This is a genomic window from Amycolatopsis sp. lyj-112, from assembly GCF_046549055.1.
GTDB lineage: Bacteria > Actinomycetota > Actinomycetes > Mycobacteriales > Pseudonocardiaceae > Amycolatopsis.
The window spans coordinates 13,981-28,823 of sequence record NZ_JAJPWS010000015.1; the positions used below are offsets into that span (position 1 = coordinate 13,981).

Genomic DNA, 14,843 nt, shown 5'->3' on the forward strand with positions numbered 1-14,843 from the left:
GTTCCCGGGACGCTGCTACGTTTCTCGTATGGCCGGGCCGCGTAACTCCGACGACGAACGGGTGACCGAGCTCGCTCTCGCCGCCGCCCGCGGTGACCGGCGGGCGCTCGAAGAGTGGGTCCGGTCCACTCAAGCCGACGTCTGGCGGTTCGTCGCCCACCTCGCGGACGTCAGTTCCGCCGACGATCTCACTCAGGAGACGTACCTGCGGGCCTTCGGCAGCCTTCGCCGCTTCGCCGGCCGGTCGTCCTCGCGGACCTGGCTCCTGTCGATCGCGCGACGCGTGGTCGTGGACCGCATCCGGGCCGCTTCGGCCCGCCCGAAGCTCGCCGACGTCGACTGGGAAGCCACCGCCGAACGCCGTGGCGCCCGCCAGGCCGAGGGGGTCGCCGGGTTCGAGGACCTGGTGGAACTGCGGATGCTGCTCGACGGGCTCGACCCCGAACGGCGCGAGGTCCTCGTGCTCACCCAGGTGCTGGGACTGTCCTACGCCGAGGCCGCCGAGATCTGCGGCTGCCCGGTCGGCACCGTGCGCTCGCGGATCGCGCGAGCCCGCGAAGACCTGCTCGAAGCGGGCCGGGAGCGCGACTCCATCTAGTCCCCGATCTAGTGCCTGCTGTGGCGCGGCACACATTAGGGCCTCTTCGCTGTCACCTCGTCACAGAGATCGCCCGACACGACTACTCCGCGTTGACTAGGCCGAATGCCGCTGCCTAGCGTGTCGCCATCCGACCTCAGGCCGCGCGAGGGTCCCCGCCTTCACCGCGCGCTCTCGAAGGGATCTTCCCGATGGCCAGTCCCACCACGCACGCCCAAGGCCACGGCGGCGAGAACCCCGAATCGGGTGGCCTCGGCCGCCGCCGGTTCCTGAGCTTCCTCGTCGCCGCCCCCACCCTCACGATCGCCACGAAGATCGGTATCGACAGCTTCGCGCCCGAAGAGGCCGAGGCCGTCATCCCGACCTTGCCCGGCCCTGCCGAGATCCTCGACCTCGGCGACGTGCTGATCCTTTCGAACGCCCCGACCGCCGGCCTGCTCGTGCTCGAAGTCCGCGAAGACGGCCGCGTGCGGCTCGAACTGCCGCGGACCGAGGTCGGCCAGGGCATCACCACCGCCAACGCGATGCTGGTCGCCGAGGAGATGGACCTGCCGCTCGACCGTGTCGACGTTGTGCTCTCGGACGCCCGCTCGGAACTGCTGTTCAACCAGCTGACCGGCGGCTCCAACACGATGCGCTCGCTCTACACCCCGGTCCGGCTGGCGGCGGCCACCGCCCGCGCCCGGATGGTCGGGACGGCCGCGCAGCAGTGGGGCGTCAAACCCGACCGGCTGTCCACAAGGGACGGTGCGGTGCTCGCCCCGGACGGCCGCCGGACGGACTACGGCGCGCTGGCCAAGCCTGCGGCCCGGGCCAGCCTCCCGAAGTACACGGTGACGCCGAAGGCCGAGTCCGCGCACAAGCTGGTCGGCACGCCGACGTCGCGCAAGGACGCCCGCGCGATGGTCACCGGGCAGCTGAAATACACGCTCGACCTGGACATCCCCGACGCGAAGCCGGTGATGGTCCGCCGTCCGCCGTCGATCAACGGCACGGTCAAGAAGGTCACCAACGAAGCCGCCGTGCGCGCGATGCCCGGCATCATCGACATCGCCGTCATCAAAACCGGGGTCGCGGTGATGGCGGAGACCTTCGGCCAGGCGCTCGACGGCAAGAACGCGCTCGAGGTCACCTGGAACGGCGGCACCGTCGACGGCGAGAACAACTCGTCGATCAAGAAGAAACTGCAGGGTGCGGCGCTCCCGTTCCTCGTGCCGCCGCTGCTGACCCAGTACGTCGACGGCGAGTTCGACTTCGCCTTCGCCAGCCACGCGCCGCTGGAGACCAACTCCGCGGTCGCCGACGTCCGCGAGGACAGCGCGACCATCTGGTCCGGCCTCAAGGTCCCGATCCTCGCGAAGCAGAACATCGCGCAGGAACTCGGCCTGCCGGAGAACAAGGTCACCGTGCACGTCCAGCAGGCGGGCGGGTCGTTCGGGCGCCGCCTGTTCTCCGACGGCGCGATCGAGGCCGCCCGCGTCTCGAAGGCGATGAAGCGGCCGGTGCGGCTGATGTGGAGCCGGATCGACGACATGCGCCACGGCCGCGCCCGTGCCGCGAGCCACCACAAGATCCGCGCCACCTTCGCGCTCGGCCAGGTGCTCACCTTCGAACACCGTGTCGCCAGCGTCGAGACCGACTGGAGCCACGGGCTCGGCGAGGTCCTCACCGCCTTCGCCGCGGAACTGCCGGTGGCCGGGAACCTGAGCTTCGCGCAGACGGTGTTCCTGCTGACGGTGAAGTCGCCGTACAACTTCGGCGTCACCACGCAGCTGCTCAACGAGGTCCCGGTGGACTTCCACACCGGCGCCTGGCGGTCGGTGTATTCGTCGAGCACTCGCGGCGCGGAAGAGATCATGGTCGACGAGATCGCCGCGAAGCTCGGCAAGGACCCGGTGGCGTTCCGGCGGGAGTTCATCAAGAACGAGCGGCAGCGCGCCGTGCTGGACAAGGTCGCCGAACTCGGCCAGTGGGGCAAGAAGATGCCCAAGGGGTTCGCGCAGGGCGTCGCGGTGCACGGCGAGTACAAGTCCTACACGGCCTGCCTCGTCGAACTCGACGGCCGCGACCCGAAGAAACCGCGGGTCACCAAGGCGACCATCGCGGTCGACGTCGGCAAGCCGATCAACCCCCGCGGGATCGAGGCGCAGATGCTCGGCGGGCTGACCGACGGGATCGCCACCACGCTGACCGCCGGCCTGCACATCGACAAGGGCCTTCCGCTGGAAGGAAGTTACTCGCAGTTCCACTACGCGCGGCAGAAGAACTCGCCCACCGACGTCAAGGTGTTCGTGATGCCGGAGACGGGCGAGATCGGTGGTGCCGGTGAACTCGGCGTACCCGCCCCGGTCGGCGCGATCGCGAACGCCTATGCGCGGGCAACCGGTATCAAGCCGCGCAGCTTCCCGATCAACTTCCCGGTCGACTTCGAGCCGTTCCCCCGCTGACTTTCCTTCCCCGCCAAGGAGTTTCGATGCCCAATTACACCTTCACGGTGAACGGGAAGACCGTCACCGTCGACGCGCCCGCGAATCTGCCGATGCTGTGGGCGCTGCGGGACAAACTCGGTGTCCGCGGCCCGAAGTACGGCTGCGGGATCAACGTTTGCAAGGCCTGCACCAGCCACCTCGACGGCGAGGCGTTCAACCCTTGCGTGACGCCGGTGTCCGCTTGTTCCGGCCGTGACGTCACCACGATCGAAGGCCTCGCCGACGGCGAAGACCTGCACCCGGTGCAGGAGGCCTGGCTGGAGCAGGACGTCGCGCAGTGCGGCTACTGTCAGCCGGGGCAGATCATGGCCGCGGTGGCGTTGCTGAAGAAGACGAAGAACCCGACGGACGCCGAGATCGACGCGATCGAGAACGTCTGCCGGTGCGGTACCTATTTCCGGATCCGTGAGGCCATCAAGAGCGCGGCAGCGAAGATGTAATCCCCGCCGGTGCGGCGAAAACACCTGTTTTTCGCCGCACCGGCGGAGCTTTTCCGCTCCAGCAGGCCACGTCCGGGTAAGTCGTGTTAGATGACTTCCCCGGGGGCTCGACGAGGAGTCTCCGGCCCGGAGGACGTCCATGCACTACCGAACTGTGCTCCGCGAAGGATCGGCCGCCGTCGTCGCCGGACTCGCCGTCGAGGTCGAACGCAAACTGCCCGACCTGATCGAAACCACCGTCGAGCAGATCCGCGCCGAGATGCCGGTGTACCGCGACGCGCAGTTCGTTTCGCTCGCCGAACTACGGACGTCGGTTCGGCACAACCTCGAGTTCGTCATGCGGACCCTGCGCGGCGCGGACGAACCCGACCTCGCGCAGGCACGGGCCACCGGGCGGGCTCGGGCGTTGCAGGGCGCGCCGTTGCCGGAACTCCTGCGGGCGTACCGGATCGGGCTCACCGAGGTGTGGAACCGGTTCGTCGAACTGACCGCCGAAGGTGACCATCAGGACCTCCGCGGGCTGGTCGCCGCGACGTCGGCCATCTGGGCGCTGGTCGACGACTACGCCGAGGCGCTGACGACGACCTACCGCGACACCACGGCCGAAGTCATGCTGGCGCACCAAAGCAGACGCTCGGCGCTCGTCGAGGCGTTGTTCGCCGGCGGCGCCGCCACCGAGGGCACGCTGTGGGACATCGCGCGCGTGCTCGAACTCTCGCTCGACGGCACCTACGTGGTCGTCGCCGCGGAAACCCCGCGCGTCGGGCACGAACCGTTGCCGCAGATAGAAAACCGGCTCCGCGACCGCCATCACGCTTCGGCCTGGCGGCTCACGCCTGACCTCCAGGTCGGCGTCGTCTCGATGCGGGATCCCTTGGCGTCACAGGTGATCATCGAGCTGTTGCGGGAGAACTCGATCGGCCGCATCGGCGTCAGCCCGGTGTTCACCGGACTCGGGAACACCGCCCGGGCACTGCATCTGGCCAGGGTCGCGCTCTCCAGTATGTCGCCGGGGACCTCGGGAATGGTGCAGTTCAACGAATCCCCGCTCGCCGGACTGGTCGCCAGCGCGCCCGAGGCATCGGTGCAGCTCGCGCACCACGTGCTGCGGCCCATCCTCGACCTGTCCGGCGACGACCGGAACGTGCTCCTGCTGACGTTGCGGGCGTGGTTCGAATGCCAGGGCTCCACGAAACTGACGTCCGAGCGGATGTTCTGCCACCCCAACACGATCCGGCACCGCTTGAAGCGGATCAGCGAGGAACTGGGCCGTTCGCTGACCGACCCGGCCGACATCGCCGAACTCGGCGCGGCCCTGCGGGCGCTTCACCTGTTCCCGGACACCTCGCACCTTCCTTCGCCTCGGGACCCGCAACGCTGAACGCTGCCACTAGGCCGGTCACCGCGTCCCCGAAGCAGAACTCGCGTGATTGAACGGCGATCACGCGTGATTGAACGGACGACACGCGTGTCCAGACGGGCATCACTGTGTCGTCCGTCTGATCACGCGAGTTACGCGTTCAATCACGCGAGTCTGGGGTCAGCGGTCTCGAAAGACGGGCTTGAGCTTCTCGGCGAAGGCGAGGGCCTTCCTTCCCCTCGGGATCCGCAACGCTGAACGCTGCTAGGGTTTCCTTGACCGAGGGGAAATCCGATGAACACGTTCGCCGTCGGCGGAGACTTGACCGTGCACCGGCTCGGGTTCGGCGCGATGCGGCTGCCGACCGAAGCCGGGCCCGACCGTGAAGCGTCGATCGCGGTCGCGCGAAGGGCCGTCGAACTCGGCATCACGCTGATCGACACCGCACATTTGTACGGCTGGGGAGCCAACGAGGAACTCCTCGCCGAGGCGTTGTATCCGTATCCGGACGATCTGGTGGTCACCACCAAGGTCGGCGTCGTCCGGACCGGGGACGACTGGAAGTACGACGCACGGCCGGAGTCCCTGCGCGTCCAGGTGGACGACGGATTGCGGCGTCTCCGCGTCGAGCGTGTCGAGCTGCTTCAGTTGCACCGTCTCGATCCGGAGACCCCGCTGGCCGACCAGCTCGGCGCGCTGCGGGACCTGCGTGACGAGGGCAAGATCGGCCGGATCGGGCTGTCCGAGGTCACCGTCGACGAACTGGCGCGGGCTCGCGAGATCGTCGACATCGCCAGCGTGCAGAACCGCTACAGCCTCGTCGACCGCGAGTACGAAGCCGTCCTGGACGCCTGTGAAGCGGCCGGGATCGCTTTCCTGCCTTGGCGTCCGGTGCTCGGTTCCGCGTCGAACGCCACCGCCGAGATCACCGCCGTCGCGGGCGAACTCGGGGTGACGACGGCGCAGGTCGGGCTCGCGTGGCTGCTCGCCCGGTCACCGGTGATCCTGCCGATCCCGGGGACGGCGAACATCGCGCACCTGGAGGAGAACTTCGCGGCCGGTGCCGTCGAGCTGACGGCTGAACACCTGAAGCGGCTGGGGTGAGTAACGTCAGTGTTCCGCGTCCAATCACGCAAGTTCTCCGGCTGGACACGCGTGATCTCCATCCAGTCACGCGTGTCCGCCTAAGATCACGCGACAACCAGGGGAATCTTCCCCGCTCAGGGCCTCGAGCCGGGTGCGACGCCGCTTTCCGCATCGTGCGAGGACCGTCCCGGTGGGTATTCGAATCTGGATCGGTTAGAACGACCCGAATCAGTCACGACGGCTTGACGGCCTCCACGAGCACCCGCCGGGAGTGCGCGACGAACTTGCCCTCGGCCTCGATCATCCGATGGAGTTCCGCGAGCTTGTCCCGGTACTTCTCCACTTCGAAGCCGGGGACGATCCAGATCACCTTGCGGAGGAAGTGCACCACCGCGGCGAGGTCGAAGAACTCCATCCGCAGCTTCGCGGGTTCGAGCCGTCGGATCGTCAGCCCGACGGCTTCCGCCTCGCCGCGCAGCACCTCGGGCGTCCAGTCGCCGTAGTCCTGTGGGCCGAGGAAGAACTCCTTCAGCTCACGGACGGTGCCGGCGCCGATCTGTTGCGACAGAAAGGTTCCGTCCGGACGGAGCACCCGGGCGATCTCGCGCCACGGGTTCTCGATCGGATGGCGGCTGCTCACCACATCGAAGGACTCGTCGGGGTAGGGCAACGGCGCGTCGTGTTCCGCCTCGACCACTTCGCCGCCGACCGGAGCGAGGTTCTTGCGGGCGACCTCGACATTCGGCGGCCAGCCTTCGGTGGCGGCGAGGACCGGCGGCGGTTTCGGGATGCCCGCGAGCACCTCACCACCGCCGGTCTGCAGATCCAGCCCCGCCGAGGCCGCCGCCATGCGTTCGCCGAGCAGCCGCGAGTAGCCCCACGGCGGCCGTTCCTCGGTGGCGCGGCCTTCGAACCACGAGAAGTCCCAGCCTTCGACCGGGACGGCCTCTCCTTCGGCGAGCAGATCTTCGAACGTCATGTCCGCAGTCTCGGCCCACCCGCCCGGCGGGGCAACGCGTTTTCGGGACCCGTCCCCGAACGTGGCGGCTTCCGTTTCCCGCTTTACGTCGGTTTCCTCGTCCTGCGCGCGGTCAGGCGCCGTCAGTCGAGCGCTTCCACAGATTGATGTGGGCCTCGGTGGCGTAGCGGTCGATCTCGGCCAGTTCTTGGTTGGTGAAGTGCAGGTTCTTCAGCGCGCCGACGTTGTCCTCCAGCTGCGCGACACTGCTCGCGCCGATCAGCACCGACGTCATCCGCGGGTCACGCAGTCCCCATGCCAGCGCGAGCTGGGCCAGTGTCTGTCCGCGACGCCGCGCGATCTCGTTCAGCGCCCGGATCTTGCCGAGGGTGTTCTCGGTGATCGTGTCCGGGTTGAGCGACTTTCCTTGCGCGGCACGGGAATTCTCCGGGACGCCGTCGAGGTAGCGGCTGGTGAGCAGCCCCTGCGCCAGCGGTGAGAACGCGATGCAGCCCGCGCCTTCGGTTTCGAGGGTGTCGAGCAGCTTGTCGCCTTCGAGCCACCGGTTGAACATCGAGTACGACGGCTGGTGGATCAGCAGGGGCGTGCCGAGTTCCCTCAGCAGCCGGGCCGCTTCGGCGGTCTTCTCCGAGGAGTACGACGAGATGCCGACGTACAGTGCCTTACCGGAGCGGACGGCGGTGTCGAGCGCGCCGACGGTCTCTTCGAGCGGGGTCTCCGGGTCGAAGCGGTGCGAGTAGAAGATGTCGACGTAATCCAGGCCCATCCGGCCGAGCGACTGGTCCAAAGAGGACAGCAGGTACTTGCGCGAACCCCACTCGCCGTACGGACCCGGCCACATGTCGTAGCCCGCCTTGGTCGAAACGACCAGTTCGTCGCGGTACGGCTTGAAGTCCGTGGCCAGCAGCCTGCCGAAGTTCTCCTCGGCCGAGCCGTAGGGCGGCCCGTAGTTGTTGGCGAGGTCGAAATGGGTGATGCCCAGGTCGAACGCCCGCCGCGCGATCGCCCGCTGCGTGCCCAGCGGCTTGTCGTGCCCGAAGTTGTGCCACAGGCCCAGCGAGATCGCGGGCAGCTTCAGTCCGCTGCGCCCGGTGCGGCGGTAGGGGATGCTCTCGTATCGGCCCTCGGCCGCGACATAGGTGCTCACCGGGCCGATGCTAGCCGCCGGAAGCCGCGGTGAAGAGGGTGGCGACGGACGCGAGGTGATCTTTGAACGACGAGGGCGCCTCGACCTCGAAGGGCGCGCCGATCGCGGCGAGGATCAGCACGGGCCAGTCGAAGGTGTCGACGTTCATCGTCAGCCGGCAGGATCCCTCGTCGATCGTTTCGAGCCCGCCGCCGACGTACCGCACCGCGGACTCGACCTGCGACTTCGGCGCGCTGATCCGGACGACGAGCGTGTGCGTGGTCGGCCGGGCCTTGATCTGGGCCTGGACGAACTCGACGGCGTCGCCGCCCGGGACCTCCCGCGGCCGGTAGCGGGCACCGGTGGGCCGCGGCGCGCTCAGCCTGTCGACACGGAAGGTGCGCCAGTCGACGCGGTCGAGATCCCAGGCCACCAGGTACCAGCGGCGGCCGAGCGAAACGAGCCGATGGGGTTCGACCAGCCGCGCGGACTCCTCGCCGCCACGCGCCGCGTAGTCGAACTTGAGCCGCTCGTCGTCCCGGCAGGCCTGCGCGATCACCGTCAGGCTGGCGGCGTTCACCCTCGGACCGGTGACGGCCGCCGGCGTCGTGTACGCCTGGAGAGCGTCGACGCGCCTGCGCAGCCGCGGCGGCATCACCTGGACGACCTTGGTCAGCGCCCGGACCGAGGTCTCCTCGATCCCCTCCACCGAGCCGCCCGCCGCCGTCCGCAGGCCGACCGCGATCGCCACGGCCTCCTCGTCGTCCAGCAGCAGCGGCGGCATGACCGTCCCCGACCGCAGCTGGTAGCCGCCCGCGACGCCTCGGCTCGCGTTGACCGGATAACCCAGTTCACGCAGGCGCTCGACGTCGCGCCGCAGCGTCCGCTCGCTGACCTCGAGCCGGTCGCTCAGTTCGATCCCCGCCCAGAAGCGGTGTGTCTGCAGCAGGGACAGCAGCCGCAGCATCCGCGCACTCGTATTCGCCATGAATCCAGATTCGCTCCTATTCCGGTCAGAAAGTGGCCGGAATGGACTTTAGCGTTGTTCTCATGACGACGACACTGGAAAACCCGGGCACCGAGACCGCGGCGGCCGCGGAAAACGCCGAGCAGCTCGCCGGGACGCCGTACCGCTGGCGCTGGCCCGCGCTGTTCGTGATCCTGACCGGTTCGGTGATGGAACTGCTCGACATGACGGTCACGAGCATCGCCGGCCCGGTCATGCAGGCCTCGCTCGGCGGCAGCACGTCGATGATCCAGTGGCTCGGCGTCGCCTACACCCTCGCGATGGTGTCCGGCCTGCTCACCGGCGGGCGGCTCGGTGACATCTTCGGCCGCAAACGCATGTTCCTGATCGGCGCGATCGGCTTCGTCGTCGGTTCGCTGTTCTGCGCGATCGCGGTGAGCCCGGAAATGATCATCACCGCGCGGGTGGTGCAGGGCCTCTTCGGCGCCGCGATGGTCCCGCAGGGCCTCGGGATGATGAAGGAGATGTTCACCGGCAAGGAACTGCAGTCCGCGTTCGGCATGTTCGGCCCGGTGATGGGGCTCGCCGCGATCGGCGGCCCGATCCTCGCCGGCTCGCTGGTCGACGCCGACCTCTTCGGCACCGGCTGGCGGATGATCTTCCTGATCAACCTCCCGATCGGCGCGCTCGCCGTGCTGGCGGCGCTGAAGTTCCTGCCCGAGTCCCGCCCCGGCGGCTCGCTCACGCTCGACATCCCGGGCGCGCTGCTCGCCACCACCGGTGCGCTGCTGATCGTCTTCCCGCTGGTCCAGGGCCGCGAGTACGGCTGGCCGCTGTGGGCGTTCGCGATGATGGCCGCCGCTGTCGTGGTGTTCGTCGTCTTCGCCTGGTTCGAGAAGCGCAAGAGCCGTCTCGGCGGCGACCCGCTGGTGGAGCCCGGCCTGTTCCGCAAGCGCAGCTTCCTCGCCGGGATGGCGACCGGGACGATCTACTTCGCGGCGTTCTCCGGCTTCGGCTTCGTGTTCGCGTTGTACCTGCAGCTCGGGCTCGGTTTCTCGCCGCTCAAGGCCGGGCTTTCCGGGGTGCCGATGTCGCTGGGCATGATCGTCGGGATGGGTCTGGTGCAGGCCGTCCGCAAACACGGCCGCCGGGTCCTGCACACCGGCGCGCTGATCATGGCCGCCGGAGTGGTCGCCCTGCTGCTGATCCTCGGCCCGGAGGCCGGTCCGTGGCAGCTCGCCCCGGCGCTGCTGGTGGTCGGGATCGGCTCCGGCCTGATCATGGGGCCGTACTTCGAGATCGCACTGTCCGGTGTGGAGCCGTCGGAGGCCGGGTCGGCGTCGGGTGCGCTGACCTCGTTGCAGCAGGTCGGCGGCGCGCTCGGGCTGGCACTGCTCGGCACCGTGTTCTTCGACGCGAGCACCGCCGATCCGACGGCCGCCGCCCAGCGCACGTTCTGGGTGGTCGCGGTGATGGTCGTGTTGACCTTCGCGGCCGGGTTCCTGCTGCCCAAGCCGGTGCGCGACGTAGAGTCGGCCGGGTAGGCGATCGAGCTGGGAGGCCGCGTGGCTGGGACCGGGTACTTCACATCGGTGGAAGACGTGACGGCGAAACTCGCCGACACCGGCTACCTGGCCTCCGCGGCCGTCGCCACCACGGTGTTCCTCGCGGACGCCCTCGGCAAGCCGTTGCTGATCGAGGGCCCCGCGGGGGTCGGTAAGACCGAACTGGCGAAGGCGGTCGCGCAGGCGAGCGGCTCCCGGCTTGTGCGGCTGCAGTGCTACGAAGGCGTCGACGAGTCCCGCGCGCTGTACGAGTGGAACCACGCGAAGCAGCTTCTGCGCATCACCGCCGGCCGAGACGAGACGTGGGACGAAGCCCGCAACGACATCTTCGGCGAAGAGTTCCTGCTGGCCCGGCCGCTGCTGACGGCGATCAAGGGCGAAGAGCCGACGGTCCTGCTCATCGACGAGACCGACAAGGCCGACGTCGAGATCGAGGGCCTGCTGCTGGAGGTCCTCGGCGACTTCCAGATCACCGTCCCGGAACTCGGCACCATCACCGCCGAGCGGAAACCGTTCGTGGTCCTCACTTCCAACGCCACACGGGAGCTTTCGGAAGCGCTGCGGCGGCGATGCCTGTTCCTGCACATCGATTTCCCCGACGCGGCACTGGAACAGCGCATCGTGCGGCTCAAGGTGCCGGGCGTCGACGACGCGCTCGCCGCGTCCGTGATCAAGGTGATCACCGCGCTGCGGGCGATGGAACTGCGAAAGGCGCCTTCGGTCGCCGAGACCATCGACTGGGCCCACACGCTGCTCGCGCTCGGCGCCGACAGCCTCAGCGAAGACGTCGTCCGCGCCAGCCTCGGCGTCATCCTCAAGCACCAGGACGACGTCGTGAAGGCGGACGCGCGGCTGGAACTCGGCAAGGTCCTCGAACCGTGACCGGGGTGCCGGGCAGGCTCGTCGAGTTCGTGGAAGCGTTGCGGGAACACGGGATCCCGTGTGGTCCCAGCGAGACTGTCGACGCCGCCGCGGCACTCGAAGTCCTGGGCCTGGCTTCGCGCGAGCAGATGCGGGAGGGCCTCGCGGCGGCGCTGGTCCGGCGCGGCGGGCAGCGCGCGGTATTCGACGCGACCTTCGACATTTACTTCCCGCTCGGCGTCGGCGCCCCCTCACAGGACCCGGTCGACGACCTCGCGACCCTGCGCGACCGGCTCGCCTCGGCGCTGGCGGCCAACGACCAGACGGATTTGACGCAGCTGGCCGGGCTCGCCGTCGACATGCTGGGGGAATACGGCGGGACGGCGGGCACCGGCGGCTGGTCGGCGCACCAGACGCTGGAACGCCTTCAGCCGCAGACGCTGGTCGTACGGGTGCTCGAAGCGATCCGCGCGGGCGTGCAGGAGGACTTCACCGATCGGCTCGACCGTGACGACGTCCGCCGCCGGGTTGAAGGGTTCCGCGGGCTCGTCCGCACCGAAGCACGACGTCGGGTGGCGGAAGTCCGTGGCAGGGAAAGGGTTTCGCGGCACGCCGTCCCGCCCGCCGCGGACCGTGTCGACTTCCTGCTGGCGAGCCGCGCGCAACTCGCCGAACTCCGCCGGGTCGTGCAACCGTTGTCGCGCAAGCTCGCCACCCGGCTCGCCGCCCGCCGTCGCCGGCACGCCCGCGGCCAGATCGACCTGCGCCGGACCTTGCGGCGTTCGCTGTCCACCGGCGGCGTGCCGATGCGGCCGTCGTTCCGCCGCCACCGGCCGGGCAGACCGGAAATCGTTCTGCTGTGCGACATGTCGGGCTCCGTGGCCGGGTTCGCGAACTTCACCATGCTGCTCGTGCAGGCCCTGCGCGACCAGTTCAGCAAGGTGCGGGTGTTCGCGTTCATCGACGCCTGCGACGAGATCACCCACCTCGTCGACACCGGCGCCGCCGATCCCGAAGACCTCGGCGCTCGCATCCTCGCCGACGCGGAACTGACGCGGTGGGACGGGCACAGCGACTACGGCCACGCGCTCGGCGAATTCGTCGAGCGGTACTCGGATGCCGTGGGCCCCAAGACCTCTATGCTCATCCTCGGCGACGCCAGGACCAACGGCGGCGACCCGAACCTCGCCGCGGTGCGCGGAATCGCTTCCGCCGCAAGGCATACGTACTGGCTCAACCCGGAGCGAACGGCTCTGTGGTCCACCGGGGACTCCGAGGCGCACGCCTACGCGGAAGTCGTCGAGATGCACGAATGCCGGAACGTGCACCAGCTGACCCGCCTGGTCACCCGGCTCTTGCCTGCTTAAGGCTTCAGCGCGGCCTTGCCATAGGCGTCGGCGTTGCTGAACACTTCCTGCCCGTACTCGGTGGAGTTGTTGTAGGTCAGCACCGCGGTCCACCACCCGGCGGGCTTGCCGAGGTCGCCGCCCCGCGCGCACATGTAGCGCGCCGTGGTCATCGCGGCGTCGTCGATGTTCTGGGGGTTCGGCGCGACGCCGTCACCGCTCGCGCGGACGCCGTACCGCTTCCACGTGGCGGGCAGGAACTGCATCGGCCCGACGGCGCGATCCCATTTCGTGTCGCCGTCCAGCACGCCCTTGTCGGTGTCGATGACCGCCAGCACACCGGGGGAGCCGTCGAGCGGGATACCGATGATCGGCGGCGTCACGACGCCGTCTTCACCGGCCCGGGAGCCGTCGTGCCGGGCGTGCTGGGATTCGGTCCGGCCGATCCCGGCGATGGTCGCCCAGGTGATGTTGCAGCGAGGAGAGGTCGAGGCGGTCTTCGCGGCCGCGTTCACGTAGGCGCGCAACGTGCGTGACGGGATGTCCGTGTTCTCCGACACCTTCGCGATCCAGGCGGCCTTCGCAGCCTCCGCGGGCACCGCTCCGGCGTCGCCGGGGATCGCCGAACGCGGGGCGGGCTGGAGCGCGGGGACGGTGAACTCCGGTTTGACCGGCACCGATTCGCGGTCGTTGAGGCTGACCACCACCCACACCGCACCAGCCACCAAAGCGCCCACCACCAGCAACGCGAGCATCACGCAGCCGCGAGGGCCGCGCTTGGGGGGCGGGGGCTGCCACTGGCCCATCAGGTCCAGGGTCGAAGGGGACGAAGCGGTCACCGGTTCCACGGTACGTGACGGTTGTGGAGAAGATGTGGAGCCGGTGCCCGAGGTGCCACCCTGCCCTGACGCAATTCGTCCTCTACGGGCGGTCCTTGCGTGCGCAACTACCGCAACTAGAGGACGAATTGCGTCAGGTGAGCCAGGCGTCGATCTCCTGGTGGATGGAGCGTTTCAGATCAGCGGGCGCGAAGGAGGCGTCCACGGACGCCCGCGCCAGGCCGGCGAGCGCGACGTCGTCGTAGGCGAACGCCTCCCGGGCGCGCAGGAACTCGTCGGGCAACGTCGTGCCGGTGATCGACGGGACGTCGGTGCTGAGGGTGACCACCAGCCCGGCGTCGACCAGCCGGGGGAGCGGGTGCTCCTCGAAGGACGGCACCAGCCCGAGCGTCACGTTCGACGACGGGCAGACCTCCAGCGCGATACCGCGTTCGCGTACCTCGGCGACGAGGGCGACGTCCTCCAGGATCCGGATGCCGTGCCCGATCCGTTCGGCGTGACCGAGGTCGAGCGCCTCGCGGATGCTGTCCGGTCCGGCGTCCTCACCCGCGTGGTGGATGAGGTGCAGACCGGCCTCTTCGGCCTCGTCGCAGATCCCCGCGAACGGCGCGAGCGGGTACTTCTCCTCGCCGGCCAGGCCGATCGCGATCACCCCGTCCGGCGCGTGACGGCGGGCGAGGTCGAGGGTCAGCCGGGCCCGCTCGACGGACCGGCGGCGCGAGTGGTCCAGGATCACCCGCCAGGTGAGACCGTGCTCGGCAGCGCCCGCGGAAAGTCCTTTGAGGACGGACTCCAGTGGCATGTCCGGCTCACCGAGCCGCTCGCCGTGCGATGCCGCCGTGAAGGTGACTTCGGCGTAGCGGGTGCCCTGGGCGACTTCGTCCTCGCAGAACTCGCGCGCCACCCGTTCGAAGTCCTCCGGCCGGCGCAGGCAGGAGCGGATCAGCCCGTTGTAGTCACCGAACGCCCGGAATCCGTCGAACACGGGCTGCTCGGCGGGTACGGCGATGCCGTTCGCCTCGCCGAGCTCACGGAGCGTGTCCGGCCGGATGGTGCTCTCCAGGTGGACGTGCAGATGAGCCTTCGGCAGTAGTGACAGATCCCGCATGAGCCCGAACCTAGCGGCCCGGCACCACCGGGCGCTCCCGGTTTTCCGGTGGCCTGAGCAGCGCCGATATCCGGAATGA

General features: G+C 69.0%; 13 protein-coding genes. 8 read left to right on the forward strand and 5 right to left on the reverse strand.

Translation table 11 applies throughout. The features are described from left to right. The first annotated feature begins 28 nt into the window (after positions 1-28). From sigC to ACLJRL_RS34235, 5 genes are all read left to right on the forward strand, one after another. Positions 29-598: an RNA polymerase sigma factor SigC gene (sigC, locus tag ACLJRL_RS34215; protein WP_410660496.1), complete on the forward strand. Its 570-nt coding sequence runs from the start codon at positions 29-31 to the stop codon at positions 596-598. A 191-nt stretch (positions 599-789) separates the two neighbouring features. Further along, positions 790-3,045: a molybdopterin cofactor-binding domain-containing protein gene (locus tag ACLJRL_RS34220; protein ID WP_410660497.1), complete on the forward strand. Its 2,256-nt coding sequence runs from the start codon at positions 790-792 to the stop codon at positions 3,043-3,045. 26 nt (positions 3,046-3,071) lie between these two features. Beyond that, on the forward strand, positions 3,072-3,527 hold the full coding sequence (locus ACLJRL_RS34225) for a (2Fe-2S)-binding protein (protein WP_410660498.1): 456 nt from the start codon (positions 3,072-3,074) through the stop codon (positions 3,525-3,527). A 139-nt stretch (positions 3,528-3,666) separates the two neighbouring features. Beyond that, positions 3,667-4,908: a PucR family transcriptional regulator gene (locus tag ACLJRL_RS34230; protein ID WP_410660499.1), complete on the forward strand. Its 1,242-nt coding sequence runs from the start codon at positions 3,667-3,669 to the stop codon at positions 4,906-4,908. Between the two features lie 273 nt (positions 4,909-5,181). Then, positions 5,182-5,991 carry an aldo/keto reductase gene (locus ACLJRL_RS34235; RefSeq protein WP_410660500.1) on the forward strand — a complete coding sequence of 270 codons (810 nt, stop codon included), beginning with the start codon at positions 5,182-5,184 and terminating at the stop codon, positions 5,989-5,991. A 214-nt stretch (positions 5,992-6,205) separates the two neighbouring features. Here the strand turns inward: ACLJRL_RS34235 and ACLJRL_RS34240 are convergent, their stop codons facing one another. The 3 genes from ACLJRL_RS34240 to ACLJRL_RS34250 all read right to left on the reverse strand — a co-directional run bounded on the left by ACLJRL_RS34240 (position 6,206) and on the right by ACLJRL_RS34250 (position 9,066). After that, a complete protein-coding gene (locus ACLJRL_RS34240; RefSeq protein WP_410660501.1) occupies positions 6,206-6,952 on the reverse strand; it encodes a class I SAM-dependent methyltransferase in 747 nt (248 codons plus the stop codon). Between the two features lie 112 nt (positions 6,953-7,064). Then, positions 7,065-8,099, reverse strand: a complete 1,035-nt coding sequence (mgrA, locus tag ACLJRL_RS34245) for an L-glyceraldehyde 3-phosphate reductase (RefSeq protein WP_410660502.1) — start codon at positions 8,097-8,099, stop codon at positions 7,065-7,067. Between the two features lie 10 nt (positions 8,100-8,109). Beyond that, positions 8,110-9,066: a helix-turn-helix transcriptional regulator gene (locus tag ACLJRL_RS34250; protein WP_410660503.1), complete on the reverse strand. Its 957-nt coding sequence runs from the start codon at positions 9,064-9,066 to the stop codon at positions 8,110-8,112. 62 nt (positions 9,067-9,128) lie between these two features. Here ACLJRL_RS34250 and ACLJRL_RS34255 point away from each other — a divergent pair, with 62 nt between their 5' ends. The 3 genes from ACLJRL_RS34255 to ACLJRL_RS34265 are packed head-to-tail and all read left to right on the forward strand — an operon-like array spanning position 9,129 to position 12,838. Next, positions 9,129-10,589, forward strand: coding sequence for an MFS transporter (locus ACLJRL_RS34255; protein ID WP_410660504.1), 1,461 nt, complete (start codon positions 9,129-9,131; stop codon positions 10,587-10,589). 21 nt (positions 10,590-10,610) lie between these two features. After that, complete coding sequence (locus tag ACLJRL_RS34260) at positions 10,611-11,492, forward strand: AAA family ATPase (protein ID WP_410660505.1); 882 nt, start codon at positions 10,611-10,613, stop codon at positions 11,490-11,492. Then, the gene (locus ACLJRL_RS34265; RefSeq protein WP_410660506.1) at positions 11,489-12,838 is read left to right on the forward strand and encodes a vWA domain-containing protein; all 1,350 of its coding nucleotides are present in this window, start codon (positions 11,489-11,491) and stop codon (positions 12,836-12,838) included. Before ACLJRL_RS34260 ends, ACLJRL_RS34265 begins: the two co-directional genes overlap by 4 nt. Here the strand turns inward: ACLJRL_RS34265 and ACLJRL_RS34270 are convergent. Both ACLJRL_RS34270 and add read right to left on the reverse strand, forming a co-directional pair. Continuing rightward, positions 12,835-13,656, reverse strand: a complete 822-nt coding sequence (locus ACLJRL_RS34270) for a lytic transglycosylase domain-containing protein (RefSeq protein WP_410660507.1) — start codon at positions 13,654-13,656, stop codon at positions 12,835-12,837. The genes ACLJRL_RS34265 and ACLJRL_RS34270 overlap by 4 nt on opposite strands. A 133-nt stretch (positions 13,657-13,789) precedes the next feature. Next, positions 13,790-14,764 (reverse strand): adenosine deaminase, encoded by a 975-nt coding sequence (gene add / locus ACLJRL_RS34275; RefSeq protein ID WP_410660508.1) that lies wholly within the window; start codon positions 14,762-14,764, stop codon positions 13,790-13,792. Positions 14,765-14,843: the final 79 nt, after the last annotated feature.

Bases quoted from the DNA above. Each gene is read 5' to 3' on its own strand.
- sigC (WP_410660496.1), top strand. From the start codon at position 29: ATGGCCGGGCCGCGTAACTCCGACGACGAACGGGTGACCGAGCTCGCT.
- ACLJRL_RS34220 (WP_410660497.1), top strand. From the start codon at position 790: ATGGCCAGTCCCACCACGCACGCCCAAGGCCACGGCGGCGAGAACCCC.
- ACLJRL_RS34225 (WP_410660498.1), top strand. From the start codon at position 3,072: ATGCCCAATTACACCTTCACGGTGAACGGGAAGACCGTCACCGTCGAC.
- ACLJRL_RS34230 (WP_410660499.1), top strand. From the start codon at position 3,667: ATGCACTACCGAACTGTGCTCCGCGAAGGATCGGCCGCCGTCGTCGCC.
- ACLJRL_RS34235 (WP_410660500.1), top strand. From the start codon at position 5,182: ATGAACACGTTCGCCGTCGGCGGAGACTTGACCGTGCACCGGCTCGGG.
- ACLJRL_RS34240 (WP_410660501.1), bottom strand. From the start codon at position 6,952: ATGACGTTCGAAGATCTGCTCGCCGAAGGAGAGGCCGTCCCGGTCGAA.
- ACLJRL_RS34250 (WP_410660503.1), bottom strand. From the start codon at position 9,066: ATGGCGAATACGAGTGCGCGGATGCTGCGGCTGCTGTCCCTGCTGCAG.
- ACLJRL_RS34255 (WP_410660504.1), top strand. From the start codon at position 9,129: ATGACGACGACACTGGAAAACCCGGGCACCGAGACCGCGGCGGCCGCG.
- add (WP_410660508.1), bottom strand. From the start codon at position 14,764: ATGCGGGATCTGTCACTACTGCCGAAGGCTCATCTGCACGTCCACCTG.